The following is a 14,265-nucleotide window of genomic DNA, read 5'->3' as shown; positions in this document are numbered from 1 at the left end:
AAATTATGTACGCCAACATATAAGTCATTTATTATACAGTATAAATCTTCTAAAATGTTGGCCAAAATATGAAAATATATACTATGAAAAACATTCAAACTTTATTAAGCCTTCTGTTATTTGCTACTGTATCTGTTGCTCAAACTAATATTGCATATGACAGTGATGATGCTACAGGAAACATTCAATCTGCTATTAACTCAGCTTCAAGTGGTGACGTTTTATTTATTCCCTTTCAAGGAATAAATAACTCATGGAAAATTTCTCAAATTGTTATTGATGGACAAGTTGCTTCTAATATTACAATTGAAATGGATCCTAGAGTTAAAATTATTCGTATAAATGATATTACGACGACTTCGGTAAGTGAAGCTTTTAGCAGTGGTCTATTTCAAATAATAGGTGCAGATGGTTTTACTGTAAATGGAAATGGAGCAACAATTCAAAGACCAAAATCCAGTTTTGTTTCAGGAGAATGGGCGCATACATTTACCATTGTCAGTAGTGATAACGTTACACTTAAAAATTTAGTTTTAGAAGAAAGTGGCGGCGATGGTATATACATAGGAAATGACTTAGGTTCTCCAATTCTTGAAGGTAGAAAAGATACCAATCACAATATATTAATAGATAATGTTATCATTGACAATGTAGCAAGAAACGCTATAAGTGTTGTGGATGTAGATGGTTTGGTCATTAAAAACTGTACGTTAAAAAATACAGGAATTGGAAATAATGTACATCTAGCAGACCATGGTCCTTGGTCAGGAATAGATTTTGAACCCAATACTCCTTGGCATGAATTAAAAAATATTAATGTACATGACAACAAATTCATAGCTAACAAAAATTCGGGAATTTCTTTTGGTCTAAGAAACTTAAGAAAGCGTTATAAAGCGGCAAATAATGTTATATATTATTTTCCTCAGAGCTTATCCTTCGATATTAATAATAACTATATCGAAGGAACTACAACTGGTGGTCGTGAAGGTATACTGCTAACAGGAATTATTAATAGTGATTTTACGGGGCATATAAAGTTTAACAACAATACCGTTTACAATACTAGAATGGGAGTTCAGGTAATAGATGTTGATAGTACTGGTGATATTCTTATTGAGTTTTCAAATACCCTTTTTGAAAAAGCTGCGATGGAAACAGGTTGGGCAACAGTATTTTTTAAATTCACAGAACGTGAAGAAATAAAAATTAACCAAGAAACAGGAGAGGTAACTGTTATAGATCATTTGTATAATAATGGTGGAGGAATTACCTTTAATAATACACATGTAAAAAATAATATTTCAAATAATATTGTTGTTTTTGATATTGATAGAGATCAAGATCCTGCAACATCAAATCTTCAATATGAAGATGTAAATCTTAATGACTTTTATTTAGATACAACTTATGGAATTGATCCTAGAGCTACAGGTGCGACAAATGGTGTTAACTATTTTATAAACGAAAAGATATTAAACGAAAGTAAAAACCCTCAACTCGTGTTGGGTAATTTTAATGCAGATCTTAGAACAGATTATCTGGTTAAAAACACCGATTTCTTTAAAGGTTTGTATTTAGCAAAAAATAGTGGAACCTCTTTTTCAAATGTTTTTGCAGGTGTAGAAAATCAACTTGGAGGCTTGGATTCTGCAACATTATTTTCCTCAAACGACGCAAAAATATATGTTGGAGATTATAACGATGATGGCAAAGATGATTTGTTTGTTACAGGACTCAGATATCTACAAGACTATTTTAGAGTCTTATACCTTTCTAACGGAAACGACTTCACACGTATCTACTTTAGAAACAATCAAGATATTCCAATCTTAAATTCAGGGAATCCCAAAATTTTCGCTGGAAATTTCTCGGGAGACGAACATTCAGCAGATGAAATATTAATTATCAACCCTACGCACAGTACTATAAAATCTACTTTGTTGATACCAAATAATAATATTGATGTTATTAATAATACTACAGGTTTTACTGTAATACCAAATCCAATTGATGATGCAAATTTTATCAATAATATTACTGATAGTGCTCATATATATGTTGGAGATTATGATGGCGATAAAAAATTAGATATTTTCATAAAAGATCATACAAATACTACATTTTGTTCTAGGTATAGAGCATTATTTACAAGTTTTGATGGACAACTTTTTGAAAAGGAATTTGACTCTTGCGGTCGTGAGGCGAATGAGGAAATAGACTATGATCTTTTCTTTACTTCCAATGATGCCAAAATATACGTTGGAGACTACAACGGAGACGGTAATGATGATTTATTTGTAAAAGGATATGAGAGATTCAAAGGACTCTATTTATCTGAAGTTAATGCTTCTGGCAACTTTACAGGATTCAATAAGTTTTTTATGGATGACGAAGATGCGAATGCTACCTACGGTTTAGATAATGAAGACTTTTTTACACATGTAGATGCAAAAGTTTACACAGGAGATTTTGATGGTAATGGAACCACAGATTTATTTGTAAATGGTTTTCAAAATTATCGTCAATTGTACTTAGCTGAACAGAAAATAGTTAATAATACTACCGTTGTAAAATTTATCAGAGTTTTTAAGGAAAATCAAGAAACAATAGGTTTTAGTGGTCTTGATAACGACTTATTATTTACATCTCCACATACAAAAATATTTACAGGAGAGTTTAATGGTGACGGAAAAACAGATCTTTTAGTAAAAGGCAATCATAATTTTACAGGAATTTATTTAGCAAATTCATTTGGAAATGGTTTTAATTCTTTTGTAGCTGAAGAAAACGAAGAAATAACGAATGGTGTTCACTATGATTGGTGTTTTGACAATACATCGCCAAACTTTAGCAGGATGTCTGTACTGAATACGGAATTGATCAATCCAAAAAATAAAAACGATTTATTAGTATACCCAAATCCAACAACGGGTTCACTCTTAATTAAAAGTCATTTCTTTGTTAATCATATCGCCGTTTACGACATAAGAGGTGTACTTATTAAACAAAAAACAATTGATAACTCTGACTTTCAATTAAATATACATGAATTACCATCAGGCGTTTATATATTAGAAATAAACGGAGTTAATGATACAATCACAAAAAAAATAATAAAGAAATAATACAATTATAAAAAATATTTGAAATCTTACTAAACATGAAAAGCCTCACGAATCCGTGAGGCTTTTACTTTTTGATTAATGAACGCCGCTCATCAACTTTTTGATGAAAGGTGATATCATGATCACAATCAAACCAATTACGGCTGTTAATACGCCAAAAACGGCATATACAGATACATATTGATATAATTGTTCGAATGCTGCTTGATTGGGTCCAGAAAACGTTGACGTTAATCCAGTAATTACTTCTGTGATTTCGCCAAAAATTCCACTGGCAAACATATTTTCTCCTTCTGAAACAGTGGTCAATTTGGCTATTTTTCCAGCAAAGAAATGTCCGTAAAAAGATGCCGAAAAGAAAACGCCCATGATGAATGCTAAGTATTTTTTTGGAGAGAGTTCGGTCATTTTTGACAACCCAATTGGCGAAATGCACAACTCTCCTACCGTTAGAATAAAATATCCAACAAATAAATACCACATTGAGGTTTTGGCAAATGCATCCGCGGAGTTGGCAGACATCGCAAACACCACAAATCCAAGTCCTAATAACAATAAACCTAAACCAGCTTTGATAGCAGAGTTTGGATTTTTCTTTTTACGAATTAATACGGTCCATAACCAAGAAAACGGAATCGCTAATAAGATGATGAATCCAGAATTGATGCTATTCGTTTGCGCTGCGTTCAATCCGACAAGGTTAATGTTACGATCGGCAAATAAAGTGAGTGAACTTCCTGCCTGTTCAAAAATTGCCCAAAATAAAGACATTAGAATGGTGAAATAGGCCGTGACTAATAATCGCTTTCGCGCGATGCTTCCTACCGAACGATATATGTAAATAAGCATGCCTGTGATGGCAATCGTAGCAATCCAAACGATGTAATGTTCATATTGATTGAAACGTACAATTAAAGCAAATACAGGAACTGCCAAAAATGCACCAATGGTTACCAATTGTCCTTTGTTCAAACCTAAAAACTTCTCGTGATATACTTTTGCATCTGGAATGTTCCCTTTGTCTTGAAATACATTTTTATTTGTTCCGCGATAGAAATAAAACAGTCCTAATAACATACCAATACCTGCCAGCATGAAACCGTAATGCCAACCGTAGACTTCTGCAAACCAAGCACACAATAAAGGAGCAACAGCGCCACCAATGTTGATTCCCATATAAAATATTGTAAATCCCGAATCGCGTCGCTTGTCACCTTCTTCATACAAAGCGCCTACAAAAGTGGAAATATTGGGTTTAAAGAATCCGTTTCCAACAATAATTAATGCTAGCGAACCATAGAAGAATATGGGCATTTCTATAGTTAAGAAAAAATGTCCCAACGCCATGAGAATTCCACCTAAAAAAATAGCTCTTCTGTATCCTATATAATGATCGGCAATGATTCCTCCCAATACAGGAGTTATATATACTAAGGACATATATGCGGCAAAAATTCCGATAGACATATCATCACTAAACAATAATTGTTTGGTCATGTATAAGATTAATAATGCTTTCATTCCGTAGAACGAAAAACGTTCCCAGAGTTCTGCAAAGAATAAGTAAAAGAGTCCTTTAGGATGTCCGAATTGTGTATCGGAAACGGTAGATGATTCCATCTTTGTATGCTTTTAAAATTAGTAATACACAAATGTGTTTTACTTAGATTTTAAAAGAAAGTTGTGTAGTAAAGAATAGTAAAAAATAACAAGTTGTGCGGAATTGTGAGTGAAACACAATTAATTACAAATGGAGCTGTAATCACTGTTTTCGGCACTTTGCACAAACTCGTGTAGCAAACCTTCATCAATCGTAATGTTTTCCGGAATCATACGCAATCGGTATTTCCCTTCACCCAAAAACGTAAACAAGTCTCTACGTTCAAGTTGTTCTTCGTTAGCTAACTGTAGTATTTCGTTGATATTTTCTATGATACGTGTCAGATAGGTTTGGTTTTTTATTTCGCCGCCCGAACTCACCAAAATACTTTGTAAATCTCCACTACCATTGGCGCGACGAATGGCAAATTTTAAAAGGTTTTTATACTGCGTCGTTTTGGATCGGAAATCAACTTCTGCATTATTTATATTTTTTGATGGAATGCTCAATTGAATCAATGACCAATCTAAAAACTTAATGCGCATTTCGTTTGGTCGTGGCGTGTTGGCTAACTGAATCACCCAACTTGTTGCCAATACTAAAAACAGCGAAATCAACGAGGTTTTTGCGATGATTTTAATGAGCAAAGTTGGAAATGTATTGTTCATTTCTAAAAATACTTCTGGCAATTGCGAAACAAAGATCAACACCATAATGACTACCGAAATCATGGCAACTAACTTTAATCCGCGATGTAAAAATGTTTTGTAGAATGAAATCAGCAGTAAAAAGCATAAGAATCCAGACAATATCAAATCTGGTACGGCATTCCATTTGATGCCAAAACGCACATTATCTTCCCCAAAAACAGCCGCCATCAGCAATGTAGTTGTGGCCACAGCAATGATAATTCCGATGATAATTTTCACATTTTTTATATTGTTATAAATAAATTTTGGCGCGTAGTAAAAGTAAAAAAGTGCCATCAACAAAAATAAATTGTTGACAATTGACAATAGGTTGACGCCAATTTGATAGCTTATTTCATCAGAAAAATTAAAATGTTTTGCAACGTATGCCCAAATTCCTGAACCTACCCAAACAAACATCGCTAAACTTAAATATAGCAATCCACTATCGACACGTTTTTGCGATTCGTCTTCTTCTAAGATTTGGCGAAAACGCTTCCGAATGTTTGAATAAATTGCCAATAGTAGTATAGCTCCAATAAAGGAAATAAAGATATGTGCTAGATTATGAAACTGTGCTACATCTGTCATATAGTGACCTGAAATATTATATAATTTTCAATCATTCAAAGCTTGAATGATACAAGAATTTAAAAAATTAGGTTCCTAAAATCTTACGAACCAAGTCTTTTTTAGCAGCTTCATCATCACCAAATAACCAACGAAGTACATTATCTTCCCAAATATCATCGTACTGTTCTCGGTTGATAATATCACGTTCTATAGCTAAATCCAGTAGTTTCCCAGGATAGGATGATTGTGCATCACTTTCCATTTCTCCCAACGGATATGGATCGTCTAATCCCATGATAATCTGATTGTTTCCTTGACGTTCTACCATCAATTTAAACGAATCGGTATCGTGTACCAACGTATCAAAGTAAATATTTGGATGTCCAACAGCCTTTCGTGGATGTACTTTTCCTTCAAACAAATCTGGTCGTCCATCAAAACCTTGAATTCTTCTTCCCAAATTCATTTGTGCCAACTGTCCACCATGTGCAAAACAAGTTCTTATATTTGGAAAGCGTTCTTGCATTCCGTTCAACGTATAAAAATGATATGCATCACCACATTGTGCTAACATCCAAATCAAGTGAAAACGCCAGTTTACGTTCTGCAATTTGATCATTTTATCGCCATCATACGGATGAATTTCAATGGCAAGTTTGTATTTATTTGCCAATTCAAAAATTGGATTGTTTTCTTCATCAAAAACCGATCGCCACTGCCCTATCGAATCCATAAAATGTGTTGGTAAGCATAGTACACGCAAGCCTAATTCTTGCACACAACGTTCTATTTCCCACAAAGCACCGTGAATAAAACCTGGATGCACTACAAAACCACATGTAAATTTTGAAGGGTGATTTCGTTGTACTTCCGCATTAAAATCATTTTGAAAACGCAACGCATGTTTCATCACTTCCAAACGCAAACCATTCCCATACAATTGCGATAAATTCAAAATCACTGCATGGTCAATTTTATTTTTCTCCATCCATTCTAGCTTTTCATTCAAGAAAAAACTAGAATCTGTCACTGGGCGTTTCCAGCCTTCTTGTAACATATATTTACGTTCATCATCTACCCAAAACACCTTTTTTTCTTTCATAAAAGCAGGGATTTGTTCTGGATATGGTAACAAATGTGAATGGCCGTTTATACGCAGTTTTCGTTTCAAGGTTGTGTTGTTTTTGGGCGTGTCAAAAAGTGCATCTCGGCTTCGCTCAATGTACTTTTGGTTAGGCTTTCGGCTATATCTTTCGATTTCTCGAAAGGATGCCGCCTCAAATATTATTCACGATTTCATATTTATTAAAATAAAATCAATGAGTAATCCTTCACGCAAAATTAATTCTATAAAAATACTATTTCTTTGAGAATTTGTGTTGTATTTAACGTTTTAAAATATTTACGTTAAAAAAAAGCCTTTAAACTCTTCGATTTCTCAAAAAGTATAAAGACTCTTTTAAACTATGGTCGGTTGGTTATTTGCTTAACTAACAACAACAGCAGCTATTTTCTTAGCGCTTTTCAATGTGATTGTGTTGTTAAACTTATTTTGATAGGCAAAAGTAGTTTCTCTTCCTTGTTTTTGTGCTACAACTTTAACTGGAAATACAAACGAAGCTGCATCTAAGTCCAATTCGTGCGATGCTGCATTATCACTGTAACTTTCAATAAGTCCAGCGAATTCTGTAGCTAGTTTTTCATTTAAAATATAGAACTTGCTTCCTCCATTTTGCTTTACAATTAATGCCAATTCTTTACTTTGAAATCCAAGCATTGGTTTTTTGTGTAATGGTATTGCAAAACAACTGCTGTTTAGTTTTACAACTTGAGAAGCATTGTAAATATATCCTTCTTTATCCAATGCTTTTACCAAACGTCCATGCGTATTGGCAACATTTGCAGATAAATTAGAGATAGAAATGTGACTCACATTACTCAGCAAACGGTTAAATCCTTTTCCGATGCTCGTAAGGGAAACACTTTGGTTACTTGCTAGTGCAGAACTAGGGAACATTGATAGCGCACCTGCGCCCATGATACTAGATGCAATAAAGTTTCTTCTGTTCATATTATGGTTAGTTTATTAGTATGCAATGCATTATACATCGCAAAAGTGGTTTTCTGATTTCCAATTTAAGGATTTTTTAACACTTTTTTAAAAGATTCGATGAAAAATGTTAAAGTCAGGTAGTTTCACTTTTTAAATTGTAAGAATTTTAATTAACATCTGTAGTTTATAGATTTATTTTTATATGTTACATCGAGCGCAGTCGAGATGTTTTTTGTTTCGAAGTGTTCTCGATAGTTTCACTAAGTATTTTCAATCAAAATATATTTTGATTTCAATAATGCTCGAACTGATAATAAAATAAAATTACAAAGATTTCGTACGTCCACCATCTACAGGCACATTAATTCCATTGATATACGAAGCAGCTTCACTAGCTAAGAAAGCAATAGCATTGGCAATTTCTTGAGGTTGTGCAAAACGTTTTGCGGGTACTGCATTTTTCATCGCGTCACTTACCTCATCAATCGATTTTCCTGTTTTGGCTGCTTTGTTTTTTATGATTTCTGATAAACGTTCGGTTGCTGTTGCTCCTGGCAATACATTGTTTACAGTAATTCCAAATTGCCCTAATTCGTTTGCTAACGTTTTTGACCAATTGGCAACTGCGCCACGAATCGTGTTAGAAACTCCCAAACCATCTAAAGGTTGCTTTACAGAAGTAGAAATCACATTGATAATTCGTCCATAACCTGCAGCTTTCATTCCGCCAACTACTGCTTGCGCTAGGATATGATTGCATTTTAAGTGTTGTGTAAATGCACGTTCAAATTCATCGATTTTTGCATTAAACACAGGTCCGCCAGCTGGTCCGCCAGTATTATTGATTAATATATGAAAGGAATTATTTTCTGAAATGTATGTCTCAATTTTTTCTTTTAAACCATCAGGATTTTGAAAATCAGCTACGATATAGTTATGTTGCTGTCCTTTGGAAGTATCTAATTCAGCAAGTGTATTTTTAAGTTTTTCTTCATTTCTTGCTGTCAAAACTACATTCGCTCCAAGGTTTGCCAATTCTTGTGCTGCCGCTTTTCCAATTCCTTGCGTGCTTCCACAAACAAGTGCGTTTTTATGTTGTAAGTTTAGATTCATGTGTTGGTTGTTATTTTTTTGTTGATTTGTTTTTTGATCGCTTCGCTGTTTGTTTTTTTGGTTGCTGGTTACTGGTTACTGGTTACTGGTTACTGGTTTTAAAAAATATGTTTTTTTCAAAGTGTTCTCGATAGTTCCACTTGGTATTTTCAATCAAAATGTATTTTGATTTCAATAATGCTCGAACGGACAATCTAGTCATCTTTATTATATTTTGAATGTGTTGCATTTCTACATTCTGATAAAATCTGTAGCATATCAAAATTATCTTCAGCTAATGCTAGTTTCTTCTCTCTACTCCATTTTTTTATTTTCTTTTCAAAATATATCGCTTGTTCGACATCATTAAAATCTTGATGAAATATTAATTCTAAAGGTCTTCTTTTATAGGTAAAGCATTTTTTATTTAATCCTAACATATGCTCATTCATTCTGCGTTCTAAATTATTTGTCATACCAACATACAATAATTCATCTTTACATTTTAGAATGTATACATAGTATGTTTTCATAATTACTTTTTAACTAAGTACTCAACTTGTCACATCGAGCGCAGTCGAGATGTTTTTTGTTTCGAAGTGTTCTCGACTGCGCTCGAACTGACAATCTAGGTATTTCCTATTAAATTATATTTTGATTTCAATAATACTCGAACTGACAATTCAACATTTAACATGTAACATTTCATACTACGAATATTTAATACATATGTTTTTCGGTTCTGTGAAGAAACGCAAAGCTTCCAATCCGCCTTCGCGTCCTACACCAGAGTTTTTCATTCCGCCGAAAGGTGTACGTAAATCACGCAACAACCATGTATTTACCCAAACGATTCCTGCTTCAAGCTGTTTTGACATGCGCATGGTACGATTCAAATTGTTTGTCCATAGTGTAGCTGATAATCCATACCGAACTCCATTTGCCATGGTTAAGACTTCTTTTTCTGTATCAAACGGCATCATCGTTACTACGGGACCAAATATTTCTTCTTGATTTACACGACATTGATCCGTTGGAACTTCAATGATTGTTGGTTGTAAGTAGTATCCGTTTTCAGATCCTTCTACTGTAACTTCATTTCCGCCACATAAAACAGTGCCGCCTTCTTCTTTTGCGATGTCTATGTATGATTTTACTTTTTCTAAATGTGGTTTGGATACCAAAGCGCCTACTTTGGTAGTTTCATCAAACGGATTTCCGACTTTGAGTTGTTTCACACGTGCAACAAAGTCTATTTTGAATTTGTCATAGATGCTTCTTTCCACAAAAATTCGCGATCCACATAAACAGATTTGTCCTTGATTTGCAAAGGAAGATCGCACCGTAATTTTCAACATTTCATCATAATCGCAATCTGCAAAGATGATGTTTGGATTTTTCCCGCCCAATTCTAGCGAAAGCTTTTTAAACATTGGCGCTGCAGTTCTAGCAATATGTGCTCCTGTTGCCGTTCCTCCTGTAAAGGAAATTGCTTTTATATTTGGATGTTCTGTAATGGCTTGTCCTGTAGTATGTCCCAAACCGTGAACTATATTTAATACACCTTTTGGCAAACCTGCTTTTGTACAAATTTCACCTAGTAAATACGCTGTCATCGGTGTGACTTCACTCGGTTTTGCAACTACGGTATTTCCTGTGGCCAATGCTGGTGCAATTTTCCATGTGAAAAGATATAAAGGCAGATTCCATGGTGATATGCATCCTACAACTCCAATGGGTTGACGGAGCGTAAAATTTATCGCGTTAAGTCCGATACTTTCGTGTGCTTCACTCGAGAATTGTGTAATGGCTTGCGCAAAGAATTTGAAATTGCTCGTCGCTCTTGGAATGTCAATTTGTGTGGCTAGACTTAACGGTTTTCCATTGTCTAAAGATTCTGCATGTGCTAAATCCGCTAAGCTTTCTTCAATCAATGCTGCAATTTTATGGAGAATTCGGCTTCGCTCTTCTAGCGTTGTTTGTGACCAACTTGGAAACGCGGCTTTGGCAGCTTGGTATGCGGCTTCTACATCTTCTGCAGACGAATTTGGAATCTGTCCGTACACTTCTCCATTTGAAGGATTGTAGTTGTCAATCCATTCGTTACTTTTCGGCTCGACATAGCTTCCATTGATATAGTTTAGAATCTTTTTCATGCTATAATTTATTGTTTTTTATACGCGACAACTTTGATTTCTACTACCAAGTCTGGATGTGGCAATTGATGTACTGCAACCGTTGTACGCGTTGGTCCTGTTTCTTTATCAAAGAATTCTCCGTATGCTTTGTTGTATCCTGCAAAATCGTTCATATTTACTAAAAACGAAGTGACATCTACAACGTCTGCTAGACTTGCGCCAACACTTTGTAAATTTTTATCAATATTTTTTAATACTTCTCGTGTTTGTGTACCAATATTTAAATGCTTCGTTCCCATTTCATCAATGATATCAACGCCTGCAATAGAATTGTCTGGTCTTCGTGAGCTAGTTCCTGACACAAATATAAAGTCACCAACACGTTTTGTGTGTGGATATGCGCCTCTAGGAGTTACTTTTTTTTCTTGCATTTTTTGTTGTTTGTTGTTTGTTTTTTTGTTGATCTGTCTTTTTTGTTAATTTGATCGCTTCGCTATTTGTTTTTTGCTGATTTGTTATTTAAAATTCAACATTCATAATTTACAATTTCTCATTCCAGTGCTGCTGCCATTTCCAATAACTTGTTAATGGTTCTCCAGTTTCTTGTCGTAGCTTGTGTTTTGAGTTTACGCTCAAAGAGATTGTTTGTGAGTTTGCTTCGCCCAAAACCATTCGGAAAATAGAGATATACTTCTGAATCTATGATTTTGAATTGATCATTTTTACTGTCAATTTCAATGGTAGTTTCTATTGGAATTGTTGCCAAGAACGTAATTGCCTGTTTGGAAATATCTTCTTCCGTAAATGGATTATTTGCCATCGCTTTTTTCCATTGTTTGATGGTTTTTACCAAAACTGGCACCTCGTAATCATATTGCTTTTTGATTGCTTCCGAGATTTGACTTCCTAATTTTTCTTGATCCTTATCTTTCGATGTAAAAACCACATTTCCACTTTGAATATAAGTCGTTACATCCGAAAAGTTCAAATTGGAAAGCAAGGTGCGAAGTTCTGCCATGGGCAGTTTTTTACTTCCTGAAACGTTGATTCCACGTAAGATGGCAATGTATATCATGTTGGTTGGTTGTGTGCGTTTCAAAGATACATTTTTTGTGAGACATCTTGGATTGTTAAACTTGTTAGATTTTTAGATTATTTTTAATTTGAATTCACACTAATTTTATTCCTAATAAATCATGGAGCAACTATTAATTTTTGATTTAGACGATACTTTGTTTGAGACAAAATCTATTGAAAAGAAAGCTGTCCAGCCTATTTTTGATACGTTTGAACCTTTACTCATCCATCGATTTGGAACAGCATTGACAGCGAAAATTGTTTCTGAATTATGGAAATATCCTTTTGACGTTGTAGCTCAGAAATACAATTTTGGTGCAACTCTGAATGCGGAATTTGCCCATTTAGTACATACACATGAATATGAATTGAACATCAACACCTTTGATGATTTTACTGTAATTGAACATTTACCACAAGAGAAAATACTAGTAACTACAGGGTTTTCAAAGCTTCAAAATGCTAAAATTGATGCTTTAGGAATTAAAAATATGTTCAGCGAAGTTTATATTGACGACATTCTTAGCGCAACACGAATTTTTAAGAAAGGTATTTTTCAAAACATCCTTCTAAAAAGAAAAATAGATCCAGCTTTGGTATATATTATTGGCGACAATCCGGATTCCGAATTGAAAGCAGGTTTTGAACTCGGATTACATACAATACAAGTATCTAAATTTGGGCAAGAAAAATCCAACTATGCAAAATATTGTATTTCAGATTTTAATGAATTGCTTCCTATTTTGAAATAAACATTATAGGAAAACTAAATGCGTTTTTATACATTTTCGAACTATTAGTACATTCCATCTAGAATATTCAACAACTCGGAGATTAAAAATTTCAATTCTTAAGAGATAATTGGAGTTTTGCAAGTGTAATACCTAATATGATGAACAAAAAAAAGACTTTAATACTTAGAATACTTTTACTTGTTGGAACCATAACCTCATTGTTTTTTGTACCGTGGTTATTGGTAAAAGCATGGATTCTTCCGCTTCCAGATACCGTTCAGAAACAATTAGATGAAGCCATTGGTCACGGATTTGATGGAATGATTGTGTATGTAGATCAAGCAAATAAACCTGCTGAGTTTTTTGCTGCTGGTTGGCACAATCGAGAAGCTAAGATACCAGCCAAACCAGACGCTTTATTTAAAATTGCTAGTATTAGCAAATTGTATGACGCCGTAGCTGTGACCAAATTAGTCAGTGATGGAAAGCTTTCCTTAGATAAAACAATAGCAGATTATTTGCCAGAACTTGTTGGCAGAATTGAAAACGCTGACAAAATAACCTTGCGATTAATGATACAGCATAAAAGCGGTATTCCCAATTTCACAAATGCTCCAAATTTTTGGGGAAATCCAACGAAAACTTATGAAGAAAGTCTAGCTTTGATTTTGGACAAACCAGCCAATTTCAAACCTGGTGAAGATTATGAATATTGTAATACGAATTACCTTTTAATCAATAAAATAATGGATGATGCGCTAGGATATCCTAACTTTCAATTCATTCAAGAAAAAATTCTTACACCACTAGAACTTCACAATACTTTCGGCTCGCTAAGTGATGTACCTATAGCCGATGTGATGAGTGGATATCACGTAGGATATTCTTTCGATTTAAAAGAAGAGGAACATGGTATGCTTGCTACCGCAGAAGATGTTGGCACATTCCTAAGAGCCTTAAATGACGGATCAGTATTTGAGCAAGGAGAAAAGGAAATATATGCTTCTTTGTATAAATATGAGCATGCTGGTTGGGTTCCTGGATATCAAAGTTTTGCTAAATATTACAAAGATATTGATGCTGTTATTGTTGCATTTTATAGCACAACCGACCCTAAACTTTACAATTGGAATTTATCAGAAATCATCAATACAAGAATTAAAAATATAATTAAATAATCA

At 34.1% G+C, this 14,265-nt stretch carries 12 protein-coding genes; 3 read left to right on the top strand and 9 right to left on the bottom strand.

The annotated features are described in order from the left end of the window. The first annotated feature begins 83 nt into the window (after nucleotides 1-83). On the top strand, nucleotides 84-3,128 hold the full coding sequence (locus Q0845_RS10335; RefSeq protein ID WP_298512522.1) for a T9SS type A sorting domain-containing protein: 3,045 nt from the start codon (nucleotides 84-86) through the stop codon (nucleotides 3,126-3,128). A 75-nt stretch (nucleotides 3,129-3,203) separates the two neighbouring features. On the opposite strand, the gene Q0845_RS10330 is transcribed toward Q0845_RS10335, so the two are convergent. The 9 genes from Q0845_RS10330 to Q0845_RS10290 form a co-directional block, all read right to left on the bottom strand. Further along, entirely contained in the window at nucleotides 3,204-4,748 is a 1,545-nt protein-coding gene (locus tag Q0845_RS10330; protein WP_298512520.1) for a peptide MFS transporter, read from the bottom strand. Between the two features lie 120 nt (nucleotides 4,749-4,868). Then, nucleotides 4,869-6,008 (bottom strand): hypothetical protein, encoded by a 1,140-nt coding sequence (locus tag Q0845_RS10325; protein ID WP_298512517.1) that lies wholly within the window; start codon nucleotides 6,006-6,008, stop codon nucleotides 4,869-4,871. 67 nt (nucleotides 6,009-6,075) lie between these two features. Next, the gene (locus Q0845_RS10320) at nucleotides 6,076-7,161 is read right to left on the bottom strand and encodes an amidohydrolase family protein (RefSeq protein WP_298512515.1); all 1,086 of its coding nucleotides are present in this window, start codon (nucleotides 7,159-7,161) and stop codon (nucleotides 6,076-6,078) included. 315 nt (nucleotides 7,162-7,476) lie between these two features. Beyond that, nucleotides 7,477-8,061 (bottom strand): hypothetical protein, encoded by a 585-nt coding sequence (locus Q0845_RS10315; RefSeq protein WP_298512513.1) that lies wholly within the window; start codon nucleotides 8,059-8,061, stop codon nucleotides 7,477-7,479. Between the two features lie 306 nt (nucleotides 8,062-8,367). Next, nucleotides 8,368-9,156, bottom strand: a complete 789-nt coding sequence (locus Q0845_RS10310; protein WP_298512511.1) for an SDR family oxidoreductase — start codon at nucleotides 9,154-9,156, stop codon at nucleotides 8,368-8,370. A gap of 194 nt (nucleotides 9,157-9,350) precedes the next feature. Further along, nucleotides 9,351-9,668: a GIY-YIG nuclease family protein gene (locus tag Q0845_RS10305; RefSeq protein ID WP_298512509.1), complete on the bottom strand. Its 318-nt coding sequence runs from the start codon at nucleotides 9,666-9,668 to the stop codon at nucleotides 9,351-9,353. A gap of 177 nt (nucleotides 9,669-9,845) precedes the next feature. Further along, the gene (locus Q0845_RS10300; protein WP_298512507.1) at nucleotides 9,846-11,291 is read right to left on the bottom strand and encodes an aldehyde dehydrogenase; all 1,446 of its coding nucleotides are present in this window, start codon (nucleotides 11,289-11,291) and stop codon (nucleotides 9,846-9,848) included. Between the two features lie 8 nt (nucleotides 11,292-11,299). Next, nucleotides 11,300-11,704: a RidA family protein gene (locus Q0845_RS10295; RefSeq protein WP_298512505.1), complete on the bottom strand. Its 405-nt coding sequence runs from the start codon at nucleotides 11,702-11,704 to the stop codon at nucleotides 11,300-11,302. A gap of 119 nt (nucleotides 11,705-11,823) precedes the next feature. Then, nucleotides 11,824-12,372, bottom strand: a complete 549-nt coding sequence (locus tag Q0845_RS10290; protein ID WP_298512503.1) for a DUF1697 domain-containing protein — start codon at nucleotides 12,370-12,372, stop codon at nucleotides 11,824-11,826. Nucleotides 12,373-12,469: 97 nt separating this feature from the next. Here Q0845_RS10290 and Q0845_RS10285 point away from each other — a divergent pair, with 97 nt between their 5' ends. Both Q0845_RS10285 and Q0845_RS10280 read left to right on the top strand, forming a co-directional pair. Further along, nucleotides 12,470-13,102 carry an HAD family hydrolase gene (locus Q0845_RS10285; protein WP_298512502.1) on the top strand — a complete coding sequence of 211 codons (633 nt, stop codon included), beginning with the start codon at nucleotides 12,470-12,472 and terminating at the stop codon, nucleotides 13,100-13,102. Between the two features lie 140 nt (nucleotides 13,103-13,242). Further along, entirely contained in the window at nucleotides 13,243-14,262 is a 1,020-nt protein-coding gene (locus Q0845_RS10280) for a serine hydrolase (protein WP_298512619.1), read from the top strand. Nucleotides 14,263-14,265 lie beyond the last annotated feature (3 nt).

It is taken from the genome of uncultured Kordia sp., assembly GCF_947489565.1.
GTDB lineage: Bacteria > Bacteroidota > Bacteroidia > Flavobacteriales > Flavobacteriaceae > Kordia.
The sequence above is the reverse complement of the archived record's forward strand: the minus strand, read 5'-3'. Positions and strand labels throughout refer to the sequence as shown.